The following is a 21,027-nucleotide window of genomic DNA, read 5'->3' as shown; positions in this document are numbered from 1 at the left end:
GAGAAACTTCTGAAACCAAGCTTAAAAAAAGTCGCTCGTCATCGTCTCTTCGTAAGTCATTGGAGCGATTAACTCACCATTTGTTAGCCCTGCAACCAAAGAAATCCTCTGATATCTTCTTCCAGATACTTTACCTCTTATTAACTGACCTTTTAAAGAGCGACCATATTCTCGATAAAAATAAGTATCGAATCCTGTTTCATCAATATAAACAGGTGCTAGATGCTTTAAACTATTAAAATTTTTAAGAAATAAAGCTACTTTTTCTGGGTCTTGTTCATAGTAGGTGTGGTTCTTTTTTCGAGTGTAGCCCATAGCTTTGAGAGCATAGTGGATAGTAGTTGGATGACAGTCAAATTCAGAAGCTATTTCAGTCAAATAAGCGTCTGGATTGTCAGTAAGATAGTTTTTAAGTCTATCTCTATCAACCTTTCTTGGTTTTGTTCCTTTTACTTGATGGTTTAATTCTCCTGTTTTCTCTTTTAGCTTTAACCAGCCATAAACGCAAACCAAACTCCCACATAACGGGTCATAGCATGAAAGATACCTTCCCACATAGGAGAAACGATTCCAGTGATATGAGGGATATGATCTAGAAGCATTACTGACGCCATCAGGTACTTCAACTACGTCGCATTCCATTTTTTCATAATAAATCTCTTTCTTTTTGACGTACATAGAGTATAGCATACATTTTCACGCATAATTGTACACCTATCTTACATTTTTGTAAGACAGGTGTAAATATCAAGAATTTATCTTCTAATCCGTAATTCGTTGATACATTTCTGGTCTTCTGTCTCGAAACAGTCCCCAACTTAGGCGCTCGCTTGCTCCCTTATCTAGGTCATAAATAGCTAACAGAACAGCTTCTTCTTGTCTTTCAGCTTGCTCTAGAATAGCTCCTGTTTCATCCGTCATAAAGGATGAACCGTAGAAGTCAAGACTGGAACTTTGTCCACCATTTTCCTCACTAGGAGTGACTTCTTCCAAACCATAGCGATTGGCTGCAATGACTGGAACAATATTAGCAGCTGCGTGTCCTTGCATAGTACGTTGCCAATGACCACAACTATCTGTATCCAAAATTGGCTCTGAACCGATGGCTGTAGGATAAAAGAGCAATTCAGCACCATTTAACGCAAGACAGCGCGCTGTTTCAGGGAACCATTGATCCCAACAGATACCGATCCCAATCTTAGCATAGCGAGTATCCCAGACCTTGAAACCAGTGTTACCAGGCGTGAAATAGAATTTTTCTTGATAATAATGATCATCTGGTATGTGAGTTTTCCGATAAACGCCCAGCACTTCCCCATCTGCATCAATGACAGCAATTGAGTTATACAAGACATTGCCATCTTTTTCATAGAAACTGATCGGTAAAACGACCTTTAGCTCCTTGGCAATGGTTGTAAAATGCTGAATGGCTGTATTGTCTGTCACCGACTGGGCATGCTGGTAGTAGTCATACTGACGTTCCTGACAGAAATAGGGACGTTCAAACAACTCGGGCAAGAGAATAATTTGTGCACCTTGTTCTGCAGCCTGACGTACTAAACGCTCTGCGGTTTGGATATTTGTTGCCACATCCTTAGCGCATTGCATCTGAATGGCTGCAACTTTTACATTTCTCATCTTTTTCTCCTATTCTGGGATTTGTTGGGTGATACAGTGGATATTGCCACCACCTAAGAGAATATCTCTGGCTGGAATTCCGACAACTTTACGGTCTGGGAAACACTTACTGAGGATATCTAAGGCCACTTGGTCGTTTTTATCTTGAAATTGAGGAACTAAGATAGCCTTGTTGGCGATATAAAAGTTTACGTAGGAAGCTGCTAGTCGTTCACCAGCGTAGCGTTCTTCTTCCCCTTCTTCGTAGGAATAACCAGGAAGATCTTCTTCTGTCACAACTTGTCGAATTGCAGGGATAGGAAGCTTATGAATAGTGAAGGGACGGCCTTTTGCATCTGTTTCCTGCTCTAAGAGCTCTAAATCAGCTACTGACATGGCATATTGAGGATCACTTTCGTCGTCCGTCCAAGCTAGGACAAGTTCTGCAGAACCAACAAAGGCTGCAACGTTGTCAACGTGTTCATTGGTTTCGTCCTGATAAATACCATAAGGAAGCCAAATAACTTTTTCAGCGCCAAGGCACTCTAATAAAGTATTTTCGATTTCCTCTTTACTAAGATGAGGATTGCGACCAGGACTAAGCAAGCAACTTTCAGTTACGAGAATGGTTCCTTGTCCATCGCTATGGATTGCGCCTCCTTCCAGTACAAAAGGCTTGGCATCGTAAACAGGTATTTCCAAGGCCTCAGCAAAACGAGTGGCTACTTGGTCATCTGCTTCATAATCTTGATACAGACCATCATAGGTTCCTCCCCAAGCATTGAAAGACCAGTCTACTGCCAACTTTTCCCTTTTATCATTGAGGAGAATGGTCGGTCCTGTATCTCTAGCCCAGGCGTCATTGGTGGGAATGTCTAGATAAATAACGCTATCTCCAAGGTAGTCTTGGGCTTCAGATAGATAGTCTTGCTCCACCAAGAGATAAACTCTTTCCCCTTCTGCTATGGTTTTGATAATCTGGCTAAAAGCCTTTTTAGCTGCCTTACCTTGAAAGGGCCATGAACCTGGTCGAGTCGGCCATATCATGAGGGTACCATGATGGGGTTCGTACTCTGCTGGCATACGATAGCCTAATTTTTTTGGACTGTTCATCATGATAATCTCCCTTTAAAATCTTGATAGCCAAAGGCTTTGACTAAGCTGCAGTCTCCCTGTTCATCCATGAGATAGAGACTTGGCAATCCAATACCATTAAAGGTATTATTTTTAACAAAAGAATAAATGGCCATGTCTTCGAAATAAAGTCTGTCTCCGATTTGGACTGGATTTTCAAAGCTATAATCACCAATCACATCGCCCGTAAGGCAGGTATTGGAAGAAAGTCTATAGGTATGGGCTTTTTCCTGAGCTTCAAAGCCATTTCTCAAAGGTGGACGATAGGGCATCTCAAGTACGTCAGGCATATGGCAGGTCGCAGAGGCATCTAAAACCAAGATTTCCATACCGTTTTCGACAATATCCAATACTTCAGTTGCTAGATAACCCGCATTGAGCGCAATAGCTTCACCAGGCTCGATATAAACTTCAAGATTGTAAGTTTCTCGGATACGCTTGATTTCTGAAATCAGCAAATCTACATCGTAACCTTCTCTTGTGATGTGGTGTCCGCCCCCCATATTGAGCCATTTAACGTGATGTAAATAGGAACCAAACTGCGCTTCTACTGCTTTCAAAGTTGTCTGTAAATCATCTGCTCCCTGCTCGCAAAGGGTGTGAAAATGAAGACCATCCACCAAATCCAGCAAATCACTCGGAATCTTGTCTAGAGTGACTCCAAAACGAGAACCTGGTGCACAAGGGTCATAGAGCGCATGATCTCCTTGAGTAGAACACTGTGGGTTGAGGCGCAAACCAATACTGATACCAGCATCTCGACAACGCGGACCGTGTTTACGCAACTGTCTATCCGAGTTGAAGACGATATGGTCTGTTATCTCAAGCAATTCCTCCAAGTCTGCATCCTTGAAAGCAGGTGCAAAAACATGGACTTCTCCTGGGAACTCTTCTCTAGCTAGCTTAGCCTCATAAAGTCCACTAGCTGTCGTACCAGACAGATACTGGCTAATCAAGGGATAGGTTTTGTAGAGGGAATAAGCCTTCTGGGCAAGCAAAACCTTGCAGCCAGCTTCTTCCTGAACATGTTGTAGAATGCGGCAGTTTGCTTCTAACTTGGCCAAGTCAATAACATAGGCTGGTGTTGGTACTTGTTCTAACTTCATCAGTCCACCATTTGTGGATTTTCAACCACAACCCATGGCAAACCATACTGATTCAAAGCTTCCATGAACGGATCTGGATCCAATTCTTCAAGGTTATACACTCCAGCTTGTTTCCAAGTACCGTTCATAACCAATTTTGTTCCTATCATGGCTGGAACTCCAGTTGTGTAAGAAATGGCTTGTGAACCAACTTCTGCGTAACATTCCTGATGGTCGCAAACATTGTAGATATAGATGGTCTTTTCAACACCGTCTTTAACACCTGTAAAGATACAACCGATATTGGTTTTTCCGACTGTACGTGGACCAAGACTGGCAGGATCTGGAAGCAAGGCTTTTAAGAATTGGATTGGTACAATTTCTTGTCCATTAAAGTTAATAGCATCTGTACGAAGGAGTCCAACATTTTCAAGACATTTCATATGAGTCAAGTAAGATTGACCAAAAGTCATAAAGAAGCGAATGCGTTTAACACCTGGAATGTTTTTGGCCAATGATTCAATTTCTTCATGATGAAGGAGATACATGTCTTTTTGTCCAACCTGTGGGAAATCGTACTCACGCTTGATAGACATGGCTTCAACCTCAACCCATTTCCCATCTTCCCAGTAAGAACCTGGCGCAGAAACCTCGCGGAGATTGATTTCTGGGTTAAAGTTTGTCGCAAATGGATAACCGTGGTCACCACCATTACAGTCTAAAATGTCGATATAATGGATTTCATCAAAATAATGTTTAAGGGCATATGCTGAAAAGACACTGGTCACACCTGGGTCAAAACCAGAACCAAGAAGAGCAGTCAAGCCTGCTTCTTTGAACTTTTCCTGATAAGCCCATTGCCATGAGTAGTCAAAGTAAGCAGTAAAACCAAGTTCCTTACAACGTTTCTCATAAATAGCACGCCATTCAGGGTCTTCTGTGTTTTCTGCTTCGTAGTTGGCTGTATCGATATAGTGAACACCTGTTGCCAAACAAGCGTCCATAATTGTTAAATCTTGATAAGGTAAAGCTACGTTTAAAACAGCTTCTGGCTTATAGCTTTCAATCAGTGCAATCACTTCTTCAACCTTGTCAGCATCAAGAGCAGCTGTCTCAATCTTTGTATTTGTTTTGCCTTCCAGTTTAGCCTTCAAGTCATCACATTTTGACTTAGTACGGCTAGCAATCATAATCTCTTTAAAGGTTTCGCTATCTTGGCAAATCTTTGAAATAGCAACTTGGGCAACGCCCCCACATCCAATAACTAATAAACGACTCATTTTTTTCCTTCCTCTTCTTCTAAAATGTCCTCAACATACTTAGGCAACATAAAGGCTCCCACGTGTAAGTTTGCAGTGTAGTATTCTGTGAAAAGCTGGCGTTTTTTCCAGCCTTCCTTGTCAAAATCTTTGATAGGGTGGTATTTTTTCGATGCAAATCCAAACAACCAATAGCCAGCTGGACTGGTTGGAATGTGGGCCTGATAAACTCGGCTAATTGGAAAGGCTTGATTAACCTTGCGGTGCATGCTTCGGCATGCTGACTCATCCTCGTCAAAGAAGGGACTCCCATGCTGATAGATCATGATTCCGTCCTCTTTCAAGGCTCTGTAACTGTTGCCGTAAAATTCCTTGGTAAAGAGCCCTTCCGTATGTCCAAAGGGATCTGTCGCATCGTTGATGATAATATCATAATCATCTTCGCAGTTTCGCAAAAAGCGTAGCCCATTTTGGTAGTAAATGGTAACACGAGGATCATCTAGCCCTGCAGCAAAGTCTGGAAAATACTCACGACAAACCTCTACCAACATTTCATCAGGTTCTACAATATCGATTTGTTCCAGCTCAGGATAGAGGGTTAATACTTGAGCAACACCGCCGTCGCCACCCCCAATAACCAAGACTTTCTTGGGATTGGGATGGACAGCCATGGGAACGTGGACCGTCATTTCATTGTAAACAAAATCATCTGCATCTGAGAACAAGACATGACCATTTAAGATTAATATTTTCCCAAAAGCTGGCGTATCTAAGACTTCGATATCTTGCCATTCACTTTTACCAGCGTAGAGTTGCTTGGCTGTTCTCAGGGACAATTTGACATCTGGAGTATGAACTTCAGAAAACCATAAATCCATCTAATTCTCCTTTCTCTTAATGACGTTGATATGATTGACCTCAGGATCTTCCGTCCCTTGGAGGGAGCAACCACGTTCCTTGGCAAATTGGATATAGTCGACAATTTCTCGTGTAATGCGTTCACCAGGAGCCAAGATAGGAATCCCTGGAGGATAGCACATGACAAATTCCCCACAGACCTGTCCAACAGACTCGTCCAAGGATAGGCTTCTACGCTGGGCATAAAAGGCTTCCTGAGGAGATAACACCAACTCTGGTTGAATATATTCTCCTGCTATCAAGTCCTTACCATCTCGAGAATAGAGTCTCTTGATATCAGCCAAAGCACCGACCAGACGCTCGATGTCTTGGATGCGATCACCGATCGAAATATAAGCCAATATGTTCCCAATATCCCCAAACTCAATCTGAATGTCATATTCGTCTCGCAGGAGGTCATAAACCTCTATACCTGTTAAGCCAATTCCCTGAGTGTAAACTGACAACTTGGTCACGTCAAAATCACAGACCGATACACCATCTATTAACTCTTTTGAGTAGGCATAATAACCACCAATGGCATTGATTTCACGACGAGCATACTCAGACAGCTCAATTACCTTTTCAAACGACTCTTTTCCACGAAGGGCCAAGTTACGACGTGAAATATCCAAACTAGCCATCAACAAGTAAGAGGCAGATGTAGATTGGGTCAGGTTGATGATTTGACGAACGTATTCAGGATTCATCTGCTCCCCGATTAAAAGAAGCGAGCTTTGTGTCAAACTCCCACCAGACTTATGCATAGAGACCGCCGCCATATCAGCTCCTGCGTCCATAGCAGAAATTGGAAGTTTATCAGTAAAATGTAAGTGCGCTCCGTGGGCTTCATCTACTAAAACCACCATGCCAGCTTCGTGAGCCATTTCCGTTAAACTCTTGAGGTCTGAACAAATTCCATAGTAAGTAGGATTGTTAATTAAAATGGCCTTGGCATCAGGATGGTCCTTTATGGCCTGGGTTACTCGGTCATTTTCAAGACCTAAAGCGATACCAATCTTAGGATCTACACTCATTTCTATATAGATGGGAATGGCACCACATAGAACCAGCGCATTGATAGCAGATTTATGGACATTTCGTGGCAGAATAATCTTATCTCCTGCCTTGCAGGTTGACAGAATCATAGTCTGCACCGATGAAGTTGTTCCACCAATCATGAGAAAGGCATGGCTAGCTCCAAAAGCATCAGCTGCCAGCTCCTCTGCATCCCGAATAATCGAAATGGGGTGACCAAGATTATCCAAGGGTTTCATCGAATTAACATCAATGCCAACACATTTTTCTCCTAGCAGTTCGACAAGTTCTGGATTTCCCCGTCCACGTTTGTGACCTGGAACATCAAAGGGAACAATCCGTTTCTTGCGTAGCTTGACCAAGGCCTCATAAATTGGGGCTTGGTTTTGATCTAACTCTTTCAAGACATAATCCTTTCCATATTTTTAGAACCTCACCATAAATAAGGAACTAAAGGATACTTATGAAAAAAGAGCAGGTTTTCACCTGCTCTGCAATCTTCTGACGTTTTTATGTTTGTTTCTTTTGAGTATGTCTGTTCCTGATGTTTCCTAACTCTCTAGTAGCAAATATTACGTACTTTATTGATCGTTTCACAAGATGACGTGTGCTTTCACCACACTAAAAATTTATGAATTAGGACAAACGTCCTAACATCAACTTATAAAAGTAGGCTTTTAACCCTATCAATAATGTGGCTTTTCAACCACGCTTCGGCATTCAACCCTGCCTGTCCGTAGGCATTTTTTACTCGGGTTTATATTTGCTAGAAAACATCATCTCATTTTCTAAGCTTTATTACTATATCATGTTTTTAAGAACTTGTAAAGTATTTTTTGATAAAAAACAAAAATATGTTCGTAAACTCTTTGGTTTATGTAAAAAATATCAATAAATCTTTTCTTGTAAACGATTATAACGTGAACGAAATTATAATGGTCTTTAATTTAAAATTCTTTTATGCCATTCTATACTCTTTACCTTCTGTGTTTGATAGATTAGACAAGATGACGACATTTTTATATTATTAAAATCGTGCAACTTTTTTCAGATAGTTTTAAAAGATTGATTTCCTTATATTTTTCCTTTATACTGGATAAAAGGAGAATAATATGTCAGAAACAAATCACGAAATTGATTCAAATTTTGCAGGTCGTTTAAATATCCTGCGTGCGGGCGTTCTTGGTGCCAATGATGGGATTATTTCCATTGCTGGTGTGGTTATCGGGGTTGCCAGTGCCACGACCAATATCTGGATTATCTTTTTATCAGGCTTCGCAGCTATCTTGGCAGGTGCCTTTTCAATGGCTGGTGGAGAATACGTATCCGTTTCAACTCAGAAAGATACAGAGGAAGCAGCTGTTGCGCGTGAGCAAGTCTTGCTAGACCAAGATATAGAGTTAGCCAAAAAATCCCTCTATGCTGCCTATATCCAAAACGGAGAATGCGAAACCTCTGCCCAACTCTTGACCAACAAGGCCTTTCTAAAAAATCCACTCAAGGCTCTGGTCGAGGAAAAATATGGGATTGAGTATGAAGAGTTTACCAATCCTTGGCACGCTGCCATTTCTAGCTTTGTTGCCTTTTTCCTTGGAAGTTTGCCTCCAATGCTCTCAGTGACCATTTTCCCAAGTGAATACCGCATCCCTGCTACTGTCCTGATTGTAGGTCTTTCTCTCTTGGTGACTGGATATACAAGTGCTAAACTTGGAAAAGCTCCAACTAAAACAGCTATGATTCGGAACCTTGCTATCGGTCTCTTGACCATGGGAGTTACCTTCCTACTCGGACAACTTTTCAGCATTTAATACTCTTCGAAAATCTCTTCAAACCACGTCAGCTTCGCCTTGCCGTATATATGGTTACTGACTTCGTCAGTTCTATCTGCAACCTCAAAGCAGTGCTTTGAGCAACCTGCGGCTAGCTTCCTAGTTTGCTCTTTGATTTTCATTGAGTATAAAATACAAGAAATACCTCGATTTTGAAGTCGAGGTATCTTTTTTACATTTGTACAATCTTGCGATAGCTTCTTGAAGTAATCATGAAAATCAGCACATAGGCGATGAGGAAGATAGCGCAGATAGACAAGGTCACAGTCAACATCATAGTCGTATCTATTACACCAATCACTTTTAAAATCAGACTAAGCATATGGTAGGCAAAGGCTAGATGTATGAAGGCAAAAAGCAAAGGAAGGAAGAAAACAGTTAAAACTTGTTTGTTAATAGTTTGCTTGATTTGCTTTTGATCTAAACCAACTTTCTGCAAGATAATAAAGCGCTCACGGTCTTCATAGCCTTCAGAAATTTGTTTGTAGTAAATGACCAGAACAGTTCCGACCATAAAGATAATGGATAGGAAAATACCGATAAAGAAGACACCACCAAAGAGGGCACTCATCTGAGCACTAGCATCTGCTAGATTGCTACCGTAAACATAGCTACCTTCCGTGTTTAATTGAGCATTAAACTGATTGAGGTATTTATCATATTCTTCAGCGACCTTGAGTTGTTCTTCTTCGTTGGCATTTACATTCATACCACCGTAAAACTGATTATAGATAGCCGAATCTGGGAATTGATCCAAAAAGGCTTGTAAATTAGGTACAACAAGGTAATTGTAATCAGCAGTCAAAATATTAAACTGATTTGGAACATGGTTTACAATGAAATCTTTAGTAAATTCTTCTTTGACAGAAAATTGATGATCATTTAGAGTTAGAGCTTTCTGTTCTTTAACTCCCTCATTCTTTGCAAAGAGTCCGACCTCATTTCCTGATAGAGACAATTTTTGGCCAGTCATATTTTCATAATCTTTTTGGTCAAATACCATGAAAACTGTTGTGGGTTGGACACGATTTTGTCCTTTTTCAAAAAGGGTTAACTTGCTACCTTCTTGGTTTGCAACACCAAAGTAAGCGTAACGAAGCACTTCTTTCTCTTTAATCTTATAACCTTTATCACTTGCAAACTGGCTCAAGAGTTTGTCCAAGTCTTCTTTTTCAACATTTTGTCCAGTAATCCCAAAATCATGCGGATTTAGAACTTTTTTAAAGGATTCTGAAGCATTGAAAATGCTTGTCGCGGCTGACATGGTTACCAAAACCATTGTTGACAAAATTGTGACAGTTGCTAGTCCAACCGCATTTTTCTTCATACGGAAAATCAAGTTGGACACTGAGATAAGGTTATTTGGTTGGTAATAGTATTTCTTATTTTTCTTTAAGATTTGAAGGAAAACTGTAATCCCTGCATTAAACAAGAGATAAGTACCAAAGATAACCAGCAAAACAGCTAAGAAGAAGGTTGTTAGAGCTGTAAGGGGATCTTTTACAGTAACCGCAAGATAATATCCACCACCTAAACTAATCGCACCAAGAATAGTTTGGAGAGATAGGAAACGACCTTTTTTCTCACCACTTGCTTTCTCACGAGAGAGCTGAAGGGCATTCATACGGGCGATTCGAAGAGCATTCAGGAACATGAGACCTAGGAAAATCAAACCGAAGACAAGAAGTACTGTAATGACAACTTTCATCTGGAAGGTAGCAACTAGTTCTACCTTTAATTTCATCAGTTTGAGTAGGAAAGCGAAAATCAACTTGTCAAACAAGGCTCCAATACCGATACCTGCTCCAACAGTTAAAATTCCAAATACCACTAACTCCTTAAAGGTCATACTGATCAGATGACGCTTTTCCAAGCCCAACATGCCATAAATCCCCAGTTCCTTGGAGCGGTTTTTCATGACAAAACTATTGGCATAGAGGACGATAATAGCTGACGCAAGTGTAACGATAAACATACCAAATCCAAGTGTTGTTTGGATGGTTTCTCCTCCACGAATTTCTGCAATCTTGGGATTGAAGGTCAGGGAGTAAAAGAGATAGGTGACGGTGACTGCCAAGAGAACAGCCAGAGCAAAAGGATAGTAGAGTTTGCGGTTTTTAATCAAGTTCGACACCGCTAACTTATTGGTTAATCGAAACATACTAATTCACCTCGCTTGCCATGACAGTCAAGGTATCAGAAATTTCTTGGAACATCTGACGCTCTGTCTTCTCTCCACGGTAGATTTGATTGTAAAGAATGCCGTCCTTGATAAAAAGTACACGCTTAGCCCTGCTGGCTGCTGCCGTTGAGTGAGTTACCATGAGAATGGTTTGGCCACGCTCATTGATTTCGTCAAAAACATCCAGCAAAGCTGCAGATGACTTGGAATCAAGGGCACCTGTTGGCTCATCCGCAAGGAGAATTTCAGGTTCTGTGATGATAGCGCGTGCTACTGCTACACGTTGTTTTTGACCACCTGAAATCTCATAAGGGTACTTCTCTTGCAATTGGTTGATGCCTAGATTCTCAGCTGTTACCACCAATTTCTTCATCATTTCCGTAATGGGTCTTCTTGACAAGACAAGGGGAAGCAAGATATTGTCTTTAACAGACAGAGTATCTAACAAGTTAAAGTCTTGGAAGACAAATCCTAATTTTTCACGACGGAAGCTAGAAGCCTGTGAATTTTTAATGGTTGCTGTATCAGTTCCATTCAGATAAACCTGACCACGAGTTGGTTTATCCAGCATAGCTAGGATATTGAGAAGAGTTGATTTACCAGAACCAGACTCCCCCATGATGGCAACGTAGTCACCCTTTTCTACGGTAAAGTGAATGTCCTTGAGGGCTTCTACTTGGTTGCCCTGAAAACGAGTTTTATAAATTTTTTGAACGTGTTTTACATCTAAAAGTGTCATGAGAATCTCCTTTCTTAATATCCCATCAAATGAAATGTAGCTTGCATCATAGCGCATCCTAGCTGAACACGCTCGATATCTTTGTGGCTTGGTTTTCTTGTTTTCTTATGTAAGATTTGTTTCATGATGTTACTCCTTTGTTCTTTATGAGTCTAGTTTACATCAAAAAAAGACCGCTTGCCATAACCTAACCTTACAAAAGAGACTTTAATCTTACATTTTTGTAAGATTGGGGGAAATGTAGATATTTTATTAGAAATATTTTACCATAAAAAGAAAGTAAGAAGAAAACCCTTGCAGATACAAGGGTTCAAGAAATGTTAAAATAGATTAGTCGAATCTATAGACTAACAGTAAAATAACTGTTCCTACCTCACCAAAACCATCCATCATTTTCTTCAATGGCTTGGGCTTCTTTGCGTTTCCGTGGGCCTGTTCCATACATCTCTGCTTCGATTTCTTCCTTAGTCGGCATGACAGAAGCTAGGATGATATAGATAATCACACCAAGGCCAAAGTTTGCGACTGTAAAAATAGCAAACAAGAAACGAACAAGGGTAACATCAAAGTTCCACTTGTCTGACAGACCTGCCAGAACTCCTGAAATCATACGATTTCGTCTCATTTTATAAAATTTACTATTCATGTTATTTCCTCTTTCTGCTAGGTTAGACATAGTATATCACGGACAAGCTTGGCCTTCATCGGTCCTCAGGCTGATTTACTAGTAGCAACTTTCCTCGACAAAGTCCACAGCGATAGCGTTTGGTATCAATCCTACGCTTGCGCTGATAAGTTTGCTGGCAGGATTGGCAACGATAAAGCTTGATTGGTTTGGAGTTGCTATTGGGCAAGGACGGTACAAAGCGTAATCCATCCACTGCTTTCAACAGTTCCTTAAAATCCCGATCCTTGTGTTGATAGCCCTTCCCTTGAAAATAGAGGTGATAGTGACAGAGTTCATGTCGGACAATTTTCCTAAAAACATCCAACCCCAGTTCCTGATAAACCTTGGGGTTGAAATCTAAATGACCATCTTTTGGGAAAAATCGCCCACCTGTCGAACGTAGACGAGAATTCCACTGGGCTTGATGGATAAAAGGTCTGCCGAAGTCTTCTAGCGAAACCTGCTTAACGTAATCAGTCAGTTTCATTTGGAGCCAGGAGCGACAGATTAACTTTTTCCCGTTCAGTATCGATTTTCTTGACCCAAACGGTCACCAAATCTCCGACGGACACCACTTGGCTAGGATGTTTGATAAATTTGCGACTCATATGAGAAATATGGATGAGACCATCCTCATGAATTCCGATATCAACAAAAGCACCGAAGTCAACGACATTACGCACTACTCCTTCTAACTTCTGCCCAACCACTAAGTCCTTGATATCTAGGACATCTTGGCGAAGCACAGGTGCATCAAAGGAATCACGGAAATCTCGACCTGGTTTGAGAAGGTCTGCAATGATATCTTTAAGAGTTTCGGGACCAAGGTCTAGCTCTTGCGCCATTTCCTTGACTGAAAGCGACTTGAGTTTGCTTTGGGCCTCTTCATTCAAATCTTTGATATTCAAGCGTTTGAAAAGTTCCTTAACGGCAGCATAGTTTTCTGGGTGAACCCCTGTATTATCAAGGATATTGCTACTTTCAGGGATACGGAGGAACCCAGCTGCCTGTTCAAAGGCCTTAGCTCCCAGACGAGGAACCTTCTTGATTTGAGCGCGTGAAGTGATTTTTCCTTCTTCCTCACGGTATTTGACAATATTTTCAGAAATGGTTTTATTAAGTCCAGCTACGTGGGAAAGAAGAGCAGGGCTGGCTGTATTGACATTGACACCGACTTGGTTCACTACGGTATCCACGACAAAATCCAGACTTTCAGATAGTTTCTTCTGACTGACATCATGCTGATACTGACCGACACCGATTGACTTAGGATCGATTTTGACCAATTCCGCAAGGGGATCTTGCAAGCGACGAGCGATAGAGATAGCCGAACGCTTTTCAACGGTCAAGTCTGGAAACTCCTGACGAGCTAGTTCGCTGGCAGAATAGACAGAAGCACCACTTTCATTGACGATAACATAGCTGACTTCTGGAAACTCTTTAAGAACTTCGGCCACAAAGGCTTCACTTTCACGACTGGCCGTCCCATTTCCGATAGCAATAATTTCCACGCCGTATTGACCAATCAGGTCTGCCAAATCTTTCTTGGACTCTTCGATTTGACGAACTGATGCTGGTTTAACAGGATAAATAACCTGAGTTGTCAGCATTTTCCCAGTTGCATCAACAACGGCTAGCTTGGCACCTGTACGAAAGGCAGGGTCAAATCCAAGAACCACGCGCCCTTTCAGCGGAGCAACCAAGAGAAGATTGCGCAGATTATCAGAAAAGAGTTGGATAGCCCCTTCTTCCGCTTTCTCAGTTAATTCTGTCCGAATACGGCGTTCAATAGCAGGCAAGACCTTTTTCTTAACTGACTGTTGGACAACTTCATCAATATAGGCATTTTTGACCTTGAAACGAGCAGCAAAGAAAGCTAGAATACGGTCCGTCGCATGTTCAAAACTGACTTTCAAGACACCAAGTTTTTCCCCACGATTGAGGGCCAAAGTACGATAACCTTGCATAGTTCCAACTGTCTCTGAAAAATCATAGTAAATCTGAAAAACCTGCTTTTCATCAAGGCTTTCATCCTTAACTTGAGAAGTAAGTTTAGAGTGTCTCAACACCTCTTGATAAGTCATAGCGCGCAGTGTCACATCTTCCGATAAGGCTTCGACCAAGATATCAACTGCACCAGCCAAAGCTTCCTTCCCTGTCGCAAATCCTTCACAGACAAACTTCTCAGCTTCTTTCTCTAAGTCCGCTACATTCTGCAAGATTAAGCGAGCAAGTGGGAAGAGTCCGGCTTCACGGGCAATGGTTGCCTTGGTCCGACGCTTTTCCTTGTAAGGAAGATAGAGTTCTTCAACGTCTGCTAATTTTTCGGCAGCTAAGATAGCTTCTTCCAATTCCTTGGTCAACTTGCCTTGTTCTTGAATCTTAGCTAAGACAGCTTCTTTACGATCATTGAGGTTCGTCAGACTTTTATCTAGGTCAATAATAGCCTTAATCGCCACCTCATTCAGACTACCAGTCATATCCTTCCGATAACGCGCGATAAAGGGAATTGTCGCCCCTTCAGCTGTTAAACTTAGAACGGTATCAATTTGCTTTAAAGTTACTCCCAAATCCTGAGAGATTTTTTCATATTTTTTATCCATGAATCTATTATACCACAAGCTAAACGTTTCAAATTAGCTCTTACAATTTTAAAACATAAGTTGGTGAATAAATTTCCTTCATTTCAATATTCTATTTATTGAGAAGGTTTCAATTTAAAATTCTACTAGATTACAAAAGAATCTATGAGTAATTTCACTGTTTTTATTTTTTACAAAACGCTTTATAAAGCTATTTGTTGAAGTTAATGAATCAATTTTCAGAGCAAATAAAAATCGCAAGCCTAAGCCTGCGGTGGGGATAATCTTTTTTGAAATTTTTAAACAAAAAAGGAGCATTTAAGCTCCCTCCTTTGAAATAACGGACACTTGGCTGGTCGGTGTACCCAGCATCTCAGATACCTTTTTCAAGGTGCGGCAGGAACCTTTCTGCCCTCAAATGTCTCTCGTTAACTTTATTCTAGCACTATCTACTTTTTTGGTCAAGCTTTCTCAATCTACCAGACTTGATACGACTTTGTAACTTGAAATCTTGTAAGCGATACATGGTCGGAACATAAAAGAAATCGCCGCTTTTATGTAACTTGATGGCAACAAGAACATTATCATCAAATCTTTTTACGTATTCAAAACTAGCATCTTTCTCTCGTGGATTGACCCCAACGAAATCTGGGTTCCTTAGTATGAGTTCCAGGTCTTCAATATGATGAATCACATCATTGTGATGGCGTTTTATCATATGGCTTCTCAAACCGTCTTTGTTGACCTTTATGTCGCTCGCTTCAAGAACAATATCAAAAAATTTTTTACTTCATCGGTAACCTGACCGATTTTTTAGTGTTCCATCATTTCCTCCGTTATTCCACAACTATTATATCACAATTATGGTGTATATTAGGATATATCAAGCTCTATTATTCGTTAGATACTCAATTTTAACTTTTTCCTTTTCCTCAAAATAATAGTATAATAGAGGTAGAATTTAGAATCGAGGTACACCTATGGCTGTAAAATTTACAAAAACTGATGACTTGGACAAGATGTTTGAAGAGTTTGCTAAACTCCCTGATTTGAAACAAGTCACTTTCCCTGATGACAAAGAGAAAAAAGCCAAAGCAGAAAAGAAAAACTAGATGACTGCTTTCCAACAACTCCCATCTAGCGTGCTTCAGACTGGGGCTATTTTTCTCTCTATAATCATTGAAGCCCTACCCTTCGTTCTGATAGGAAGTATTGTTTCAGGGCTGATTGAGGTTTATATCACACCTGAAAAGGTTTATCATTTTCTCCCTCGAAATCGTTGGGGGAGAATCTTTTTTGGGACCTTTGTCGGGATACTTTTCCCTTCTTGTGAATGTGGAATCGTCCCCATTATCAATCGTTTTCTGGAAAAAAAGGTTCCCAGTTACACGGCCGTTCCCTTTCTTGTGACAGCACCTGTTATCAATCCTATTGTTCTATTTGCGACCTATTCTGCCTTTGGCAACTCCTTCCATGTCGCTCTGTTACGAGCTCTTGGTTCCATTCTTGTAGCTGTGATACTTGGGATTTTTCTAGGATTTTTCTGGCAAGAACCGATTCAAAAAGAAAATCGGTTGGCCTGTCATGAGCACGATTTTTCTCATTTGAATCCTGCAAAAAAAGTTTTTCAGGTCTTTGTGCAAGCCATTGATGAATTTTTTGATACTGGGCGTTATTTGGTATTTGGCTGTCTCTTCGCCTCTGTTATACAGGTCTATGTTCCGACTCGGATTCTGACTTCTATCAGCGCAACCCCTCTTTTTGCCATTCTGCTCTTGATGCTTTTGGCCTTTCTTCTTTCTCTCTGTAGTGAGGCGGATGCCTTTATCGGAGCTTCTCTTCTCTCGAGTTTCGGCTTGGCACCAGTTCTGGCCTTTCTCGTCATTGGTCCAATGCTGGATATCAAAAATATTCTCATGATGAAAAATTACTTGAAAGCACGATTTATCAGTCACTTCATTATGATTGTGACACTCGTTGTCTTAGTCTATTCTCTCTTGATTGGAGTCATCCTATGATTCGATTTTTAGTTTTAGCTGGCTATTTTGAACTGACCATTTATCTCCATCTGTCGGGAAAATTAAACCAGTACATCAACATGCACTATTCCTATCTGGCCTATATTTCTATGGTGCTTTCCTTTATCTTGGCAATCGTCCAGCTGTATATCTGGATGAAGCAAGTCAAAATCCACAGTCATCTAAATAGCCGATTAGCAAAGGTGACGAGTATTGCTCTTCTGACCATTCCGATTGTCGTCGGTGTAACTTTCCCAACTGTTAGTTTGGATTCTCAGACCGTTTCTGCTAAAGGCTATCATTTTCCACTATCGGAAGGAACGGATCAAGCCATTCAGACAAGCGAAGGGACGACAAGTCAATATTTGAAACCAGATACCAGTTCTTATTTTTCAAAAACAGCCTATGAAAAGGAAATGCGAACGGTAGCGGATAGATACTTGTCCCAAGATAGCATTCAAATCACGAATGAAAACTATATGGAAGTCATGGAAGCCATCTACGACTATCCAGATGAATTTGAGGGCAAGACGGTCCAGTTCACAGGCTTTGTCTATAATGACCCCAGTCATGCTAATAGTCAATTTCTGTTCCGCTTCGGCATTATTCACTGTATCGCAGATTCTGGTGTGTATGGATTGCTGACCAAGGGAAATACCCGTCAATATGAGAACAACACCTGGATAACAGCCAAAGGAAAACTGGTCAATCACTATCATAAAGAACTCAAACAAAATCTCCCAACCTTGGAAATCGACAGCTTTACTAAAGTCGATAAACCAGAAAATCCCTATGTGTATCGCGTGTTTTAAAAGAATAAAAAGACAAAACGAACAAGTTCTCTTCTGATTAAATAAGAAGAGCCTGTTCGTTTTTTGTTTATACGAGATGTAGGAAGACGCCAGAAACTCTCACTCATCAATAAAAAGAGACAATATTCGTTTCTGCATTACAGATTTCTAATATTGTCTCTTTATTTATACTTACAAGAATTGAATAGTTGAGCTTAATTTTTTCCATTAATTCTAGACGAATGTTCAGAGACCCATTTGACGTAAGTGGTTAAGCTTTCATCTGTTAAGGATTCTACTGCGATAGTCACGCACATATTTACTGCTTCTTAAACAGAAACAGTAAAACGATAGCCATTTAATTGCAGAAATTTTACTAAAACAAAGAAAGCAGTTCGTTTATTAGCATTGGCAAAAACATGCTTCTTTATTAATTGGACAAATAGTATTGTTGCTTTATCAAAAATTGTTGGATAAAGAGGCTTTCCAAAGACAAATTGTTCTGGTAAATTGACAATCATATTTAAAGCTGAAGGACTAACAGTTTGAATTTCCTCATTTGGAGAATACCGCTGAATTGCTAAAGAATTTATTTTTTCAATTTGCTTTTCTGTTAGATAGACTGTCATTTTTCCACCAAAGCTTTGAAAACATCGTCGTATTCGTCAAAGATTTTATCTAAATTTAAGTCAAAGGCCTCATCAGATACATAAGAAACCTGCTGATCCAATTCTTCAGGAGTAAAGATAATCTCACCACTTGGTAACAATTTAGCTTCGTACTTTACACCACTTGGAATATTAAATTCACTTGGAATCGTAATGGTGATTGAATTTCCTTGTTTTCTTGTTTTTACTACCATCTGATTTTCTCCTTTGATATATTATAACAAATAATTACGGTAATTACAATGGCAGGATAATTCGCTCCCGTAACAATCTATATCAGAGCAAAAGAATATTATGGTTTTGAAAAGTTATTAATGCCGCTATTTTAAATCTTATACCATTTCAAGTAATACAAGTCGCTCAGTGAGAACAAGAGAGCCATTCATTAATCAGACTAGCGATTTCTTTGGGTGCTTCAGTATAAACTTCATGGCTAACGTTTTCTAGAAAAATAGTATCAAAATAATCTGGCAATTCTTTTAAGGCTTCCTCTCTCCATCTAGCTTCATTAGGATAGCGAGGACTGATAAACAAGGTATCCCCCACTTCTCTCTTGAAAGCTTGTATTTTCCGCCGTAGGCGGAGGATCGCTTCTATATTTTCATAATTTATAGCCAACTCATATCTATTATACTTCGCATTCCAGTGATAGGACTGTCTTACAGCTTCCTCCATATTTTCTGACCAATACTTTGCTTCGGATTTTTCTTTAGAAATAAGAAGATTTAAGTCCGAAACAACTTGAGATTCAATATAGTTTTTAGTTTCCTCTAACTCTATATCCAAAGGTAAAATCTTATCTAAATCTAGATAGCCACCATCCAAAAGAATCAGTTTCTTTACTTCTTCAAATTCCGATGCGAGATAACGAGCCAAATCCCCTCCAAGAGAATGGCCTATCAGACAGATAGATTCTTCCTCTACTATTTCCTTTTTAAACCATGCTTTCAATTCTGTTTCATCTCGAAGATGCTTTTCATACGGATTTAGAAAACAGACCTGCAAATCTAGCTCTTGAAGAAAATTCTTGCTATGATAAACATTGCTTCCCAGACCGCCTATAAAATATATTTTCATTCTCTACTTAATACTATGTTTATTCATCTTTTGTTCAAAGATAGTTGTGATAATCTGACGCAATTCTTCGCGTTCCTTTTCTGGGATTTCACCACTTGTTTGAGCTGCAGCGTAGAGTTCAGGGTGTTCAATTGAAATGCGTTTAATGGTGCGTGTCGTAGCATGTTTTCTGACGAAAAACGGGATTCGCTTAATCAAGTCTTGTGGGACAAGCGCAAGAATCTTCTCAGCGGTTTCCTTGTCACTAATTTTAGACGTAGTCAGCCCCTTCTTAATCATTTCCTGTTCTTTTTCTGTAAAATCTGTTAATTCCATTCGTTTAGTCCTCCTATTTTTACTAAGTTAAATTATATACCAATCCAGATAAAACTACAAACGGACTGTTTTGAAAATATGTGTAATACTCTAAAGAAATGTCCTAGGATTACTGTCATATCTTACCACTATCAAAGCTTAACCCACTTATCATTATCCATGATGAAAGGCTTAGCCAGTCCGTCACCTGTGTAATCCGCATACTTGGTGCCTAAATACTTGTAACAATCTTCCTTACTAGCAAATTTAATCGCTTGGTAAGGTTCTTCGAAAGTCAATTTCTCTACAAATAAGAAACCATCATCAGCAGGCACTAAGACTCCAACGTGGCCTACAAATAGATACTCACCATCCAGATTGTCGTGTAAGACTACAGATAGCATTCGAGCTTTATCGTTAAATTGAAACTGGGAGAAGAATGTTTCCATCTTTTCAGCGTGAACCTTGACATCTGTAGTTGCTTCAGTTGGAACTCTCGAAAATAGAATATCAAATTCTTCCTTATCTTGTGAATCAAAGACCTTTCCCTTATCAATCGCATCGTTATCTAGGAAAAGCAATTGGTCATTCTTTTCAAGCTTTGGAATGGTGACTGAATTTTTCAAAAGACAATAACTATTTATACGGCAGTTGGCACCAACGAAATCGCCCTTCTTTTGATTCCAAAGGTTGCTAATTTTCTCAACATCGTATTCTGTGTGAGTAAAGGAAGTGAAATCTCCTGATAGGCCAGTTGAGCCGACAATGGTATTATAATCATTTACAAGATTAAAAAATGAATCAACGCTATTTCCTTTTTTGAATTTTTGTTATCTTCATTTTTAAAAATCCCTTTTTATTATATCAAGAAATAATAGAAAACAGAAAAAATCAAGTTTGAATTGAAACTGATTTAATATTAACATTATTTCAGGACTATAAATTAATTTTATTAAACAAACACAATCCTCAACGAAACTAGTTCGACAATCTATTGTCATCTTCATGTTTCAGGAACTTATGGATTTAATATCCACTTTTTACCTAATTATATACTATTTATAGAATAATTATAATAGTTAGACTATTGATTATCTTTAATTTAAAATAATTATTATAAATTTTAATTTAGGCATCTTTAGCAACTTAC

Annotated in this window: 19 protein-coding genes and 4 pseudogenes; 4 read left to right on the top strand and 19 right to left on the bottom strand. The window is 39.7% G+C overall.

The genetic code is table 11. From position 1 onward, the window contains the following. Positions 1–24 precede the first annotated feature (24 nt). The 8 genes and pseudogenes from D8787_RS09125 to D8787_RS09090 all read right to left on the bottom strand — a co-directional run. A pseudogene (locus D8787_RS09125) lies at positions 25–504 on the bottom strand (IS630 transposase-related protein); the annotation flags it as partial. Next, positions 495–614 (bottom strand): annotated as a pseudogene (locus D8787_RS11925) (beta-carotene 15,15'-monooxygenase); the annotation flags it as partial. The pseudogenes D8787_RS09125 and D8787_RS11925, both read right to left, overlap by 10 nt. Before the next feature lie 148 nt (positions 615–762). Continuing rightward, a complete protein-coding gene (aguB, locus tag D8787_RS09115) occupies positions 763–1,638 on the bottom strand; it encodes an N-carbamoylputrescine amidase (RefSeq protein ID WP_125423113.1) in 876 nt (291 codons plus the stop codon). Between the two features lie 9 nt (positions 1,639–1,647). Continuing rightward, positions 1,648–2,733: an agmatine deiminase gene (gene aguA, locus D8787_RS09110; RefSeq protein ID WP_125423110.1), complete on the bottom strand. Its 1,086-nt coding sequence runs from the start codon at positions 2,731–2,733 to the stop codon at positions 1,648–1,650. Next, positions 2,730–3,857 (bottom strand): carboxynorspermidine decarboxylase, encoded by a 1,128-nt coding sequence (gene nspC, locus D8787_RS09105; protein WP_125423106.1) that lies wholly within the window; start codon positions 3,855–3,857, stop codon positions 2,730–2,732. Before nspC ends, aguA begins: the two co-directional genes overlap by 4 nt. Further along, positions 3,857–5,116: a saccharopine dehydrogenase family protein gene (locus D8787_RS09100; protein ID WP_125423103.1), complete on the bottom strand. Its 1,260-nt coding sequence runs from the start codon at positions 5,114–5,116 to the stop codon at positions 3,857–3,859. The genes nspC and D8787_RS09100 overlap by 1 nt, the downstream gene beginning before the upstream one ends. Further along, positions 5,113–5,973: a polyamine aminopropyltransferase gene (speE, locus tag D8787_RS09095; RefSeq protein ID WP_000366710.1), complete on the bottom strand. Its 861-nt coding sequence runs from the start codon at positions 5,971–5,973 to the stop codon at positions 5,113–5,115. Before speE ends, D8787_RS09100 begins: the two co-directional genes overlap by 4 nt. Further along, positions 5,974–7,434 (bottom strand): aminotransferase class I/II-fold pyridoxal phosphate-dependent enzyme, encoded by a 1,461-nt coding sequence (locus D8787_RS09090; RefSeq protein ID WP_125423100.1) that lies wholly within the window; start codon positions 7,432–7,434, stop codon positions 5,974–5,976. 708 nt (positions 7,435–8,142) lie between these two features. Here D8787_RS09090 and D8787_RS09085 point away from each other — a divergent pair. Continuing rightward, positions 8,143–8,838 carry a VIT1/CCC1 transporter family protein gene (locus tag D8787_RS09085; RefSeq protein WP_125423097.1) on the top strand — a complete coding sequence of 232 codons (696 nt, stop codon included), beginning with the start codon at positions 8,143–8,145 and terminating at the stop codon, positions 8,836–8,838. Positions 8,839–9,031: 193 nt separating this feature from the next. Here D8787_RS09085 and D8787_RS09080 read toward each other — a convergent pair whose 3' ends face one another. From D8787_RS09080 to D8787_RS09055, 6 genes are all read right to left on the bottom strand, one after another. Beyond that, on the bottom strand, positions 9,032–11,020 hold the full coding sequence (locus D8787_RS09080; protein WP_125423094.1) for an ABC transporter permease: 1,989 nt from the start codon (positions 11,018–11,020) through the stop codon (positions 9,032–9,034). Between the two features lies 1 nt (position 11,021). Continuing rightward, the gene (locus tag D8787_RS09075; protein ID WP_000173372.1) at positions 11,022–11,780 is read right to left on the bottom strand and encodes an ABC transporter ATP-binding protein; all 759 of its coding nucleotides are present in this window, start codon (positions 11,778–11,780) and stop codon (positions 11,022–11,024) included. Positions 11,781–12,153: 373 nt separating this feature from the next. Continuing rightward, positions 12,154–12,426 carry a PspC domain-containing protein gene (locus tag D8787_RS09070; RefSeq protein WP_004269704.1) on the bottom strand — a complete coding sequence of 91 codons (273 nt, stop codon included), beginning with the start codon at positions 12,424–12,426 and terminating at the stop codon, positions 12,154–12,156. A gap of 55 nt (positions 12,427–12,481) precedes the next feature. Then, complete coding sequence (locus tag D8787_RS09065; RefSeq protein ID WP_125423089.1) at positions 12,482–12,934, bottom strand: SprT family protein; 453 nt, start codon at positions 12,932–12,934, stop codon at positions 12,482–12,484. Continuing rightward, positions 12,921–15,050, bottom strand: coding sequence for a Tex family protein (locus D8787_RS09060; RefSeq protein WP_125423086.1), 2,130 nt, complete (start codon positions 15,048–15,050; stop codon positions 12,921–12,923). Before D8787_RS09060 ends, D8787_RS09065 begins: the two co-directional genes overlap by 14 nt. Before the next feature lie 424 nt (positions 15,051–15,474). Continuing rightward, positions 15,475–15,747 (bottom strand): hypothetical protein, encoded by a 273-nt coding sequence (locus tag D8787_RS09055; protein WP_235888712.1) that lies wholly within the window; start codon positions 15,745–15,747, stop codon positions 15,475–15,477. 262 nt (positions 15,748–16,009) lie between these two features. Between D8787_RS09055 and D8787_RS11920 the strand changes: the two genes are divergently transcribed. From D8787_RS11920 to D8787_RS09040, 3 genes are read left to right on the top strand one after another with little or no spacing between them, the layout of a single operon-like run. Continuing rightward, positions 16,010–16,141, top strand: coding sequence for an SPJ_0845 family protein (locus D8787_RS11920; RefSeq protein WP_004234728.1), 132 nt, complete (start codon positions 16,010–16,012; stop codon positions 16,139–16,141). Beyond that, positions 16,142–17,047, top strand: a complete 906-nt coding sequence (locus D8787_RS09045; RefSeq protein ID WP_125423083.1) for a permease — start codon at positions 16,142–16,144, stop codon at positions 17,045–17,047. Then, on the top strand, positions 17,044–17,859 hold the full coding sequence (locus D8787_RS09040) for a TIGR03943 family putative permease subunit (protein ID WP_125423080.1): 816 nt from the start codon (positions 17,044–17,046) through the stop codon (positions 17,857–17,859). The genes D8787_RS09045 and D8787_RS09040 overlap by 4 nt, the downstream gene beginning before the upstream one ends. A 194-nt stretch (positions 17,860–18,053) precedes the next feature. Here the strand turns inward: D8787_RS09040 and D8787_RS09035 are convergent. The 5 genes and pseudogenes from D8787_RS09035 to D8787_RS09015 all read right to left on the bottom strand — a co-directional run. Further along, positions 18,054–18,467: pseudogene (locus D8787_RS09035) on the bottom strand (type II toxin-antitoxin system death-on-curing family toxin). After that, on the bottom strand, positions 18,464–18,700 hold the full coding sequence (locus D8787_RS09030) for an AbrB family transcriptional regulator (protein WP_042900961.1): 237 nt from the start codon (positions 18,698–18,700) through the stop codon (positions 18,464–18,466). The pseudogene D8787_RS09035 and the gene D8787_RS09030 overlap by 4 nt, the downstream one beginning before the upstream one ends. A 166-nt stretch (positions 18,701–18,866) precedes the next feature. Further along, complete coding sequence (locus tag D8787_RS09025; protein ID WP_125423077.1) at positions 18,867–19,583, bottom strand: alpha/beta fold hydrolase; 717 nt, start codon at positions 19,581–19,583, stop codon at positions 18,867–18,869. 3 nt (positions 19,584–19,586) lie between these two features. Next, positions 19,587–19,898 carry a hypothetical protein gene (locus D8787_RS09020; protein ID WP_125423074.1) on the bottom strand — a complete coding sequence of 104 codons (312 nt, stop codon included), beginning with the start codon at positions 19,896–19,898 and terminating at the stop codon, positions 19,587–19,589. Positions 19,899–20,029: 131 nt separating this feature from the next. Further along, positions 20,030–20,689 (bottom strand): annotated as a pseudogene (locus tag D8787_RS09015) (DUF4300 family protein); the annotation flags it as partial. Positions 20,690–21,027 lie beyond the last annotated feature (338 nt).

Source organism: Streptococcus mitis (assembly GCF_003944325.1).
GTDB lineage: Bacteria > Bacillota > Bacilli > Lactobacillales > Streptococcaceae > Streptococcus > Streptococcus mitis_CW.
Note: the sequence above shows the minus strand (reverse complement) of the source record. Positions and strands in the feature narration are given on the sequence as shown.

What these genes read in the sequence shown, in the direction of transcription:
- aguB (WP_125423113.1), bottom strand. Translation starts at nt 1,638, where the DNA reads ATGAGAAATGTAAAAGTTGCAGCCATTCAGATGCAATGCGCTAAGGAT.
- nspC (WP_125423106.1), bottom strand. Translation starts at nt 3,857, where the DNA reads ATGAAGTTAGAACAAGTACCAACACCAGCCTATGTTATTGACTTGGCC.
- D8787_RS09055 (WP_235888712.1), bottom strand. Translation starts at nt 15,747, where the DNA reads ATGATAAAACGCCATCACAATGATGTGATTCATCATATTGAAGACCTG.
- D8787_RS09085 (WP_125423097.1), top strand. Translation starts at nt 8,143, where the DNA reads ATGTCAGAAACAAATCACGAAATTGATTCAAATTTTGCAGGTCGTTTA.
- D8787_RS09025 (WP_125423077.1), bottom strand. Translation starts at nt 19,583, where the DNA reads ATGAAAATATATTTTATAGGCGGTCTGGGAAGCAATGTTTATCATAGC.
- D8787_RS09030 (WP_042900961.1), bottom strand. Translation starts at nt 18,700, where the DNA reads ATGGTAGTAAAAACAAGAAAACAAGGAAATTCAATCACCATTACGATT.
- D8787_RS11920 (WP_004234728.1), top strand. Translation starts at nt 16,010, where the DNA reads ATGGCTGTAAAATTTACAAAAACTGATGACTTGGACAAGATGTTTGAA.
- D8787_RS09065 (WP_125423089.1), bottom strand. Translation starts at nt 12,934, where the DNA reads ATGAAACTGACTGATTACGTTAAGCAGGTTTCGCTAGAAGACTTCGGC.
- D8787_RS09075 (WP_000173372.1), bottom strand. Translation starts at nt 11,780, where the DNA reads ATGACACTTTTAGATGTAAAACACGTTCAAAAAATTTATAAAACTCGT.
- D8787_RS09070 (WP_004269704.1), bottom strand. Translation starts at nt 12,426, where the DNA reads ATGAATAGTAAATTTTATAAAATGAGACGAAATCGTATGATTTCAGGA.
- D8787_RS09100 (WP_125423103.1), bottom strand. Translation starts at nt 5,116, where the DNA reads ATGAGTCGTTTATTAGTTATTGGATGTGGGGGCGTTGCCCAAGTTGCT.
- speE (WP_000366710.1), bottom strand. Translation starts at nt 5,973, where the DNA reads ATGGATTTATGGTTTTCTGAAGTTCATACTCCAGATGTCAAATTGTCC.
- D8787_RS09020 (WP_125423074.1), bottom strand. Translation starts at nt 19,898, where the DNA reads ATGGAATTAACAGATTTTACAGAAAAAGAACAGGAAATGATTAAGAAG.
- aguA (WP_125423110.1), bottom strand. Translation starts at nt 2,733, where the DNA reads ATGATGAACAGTCCAAAAAAATTAGGCTATCGTATGCCAGCAGAGTAC.
- D8787_RS09060 (WP_125423086.1), bottom strand. Translation starts at nt 15,050, where the DNA reads ATGGATAAAAAATATGAAAAAATCTCTCAGGATTTGGGAGTAACTTTA.
- D8787_RS09045 (WP_125423083.1), top strand. Translation starts at nt 16,142, where the DNA reads ATGACTGCTTTCCAACAACTCCCATCTAGCGTGCTTCAGACTGGGGCT.
- D8787_RS09080 (WP_125423094.1), bottom strand. Translation starts at nt 11,020, where the DNA reads ATGTTTCGATTAACCAATAAGTTAGCGGTGTCGAACTTGATTAAAAAC.
- D8787_RS09040 (WP_125423080.1), top strand. Translation starts at nt 17,044, where the DNA reads ATGATTCGATTTTTAGTTTTAGCTGGCTATTTTGAACTGACCATTTAT.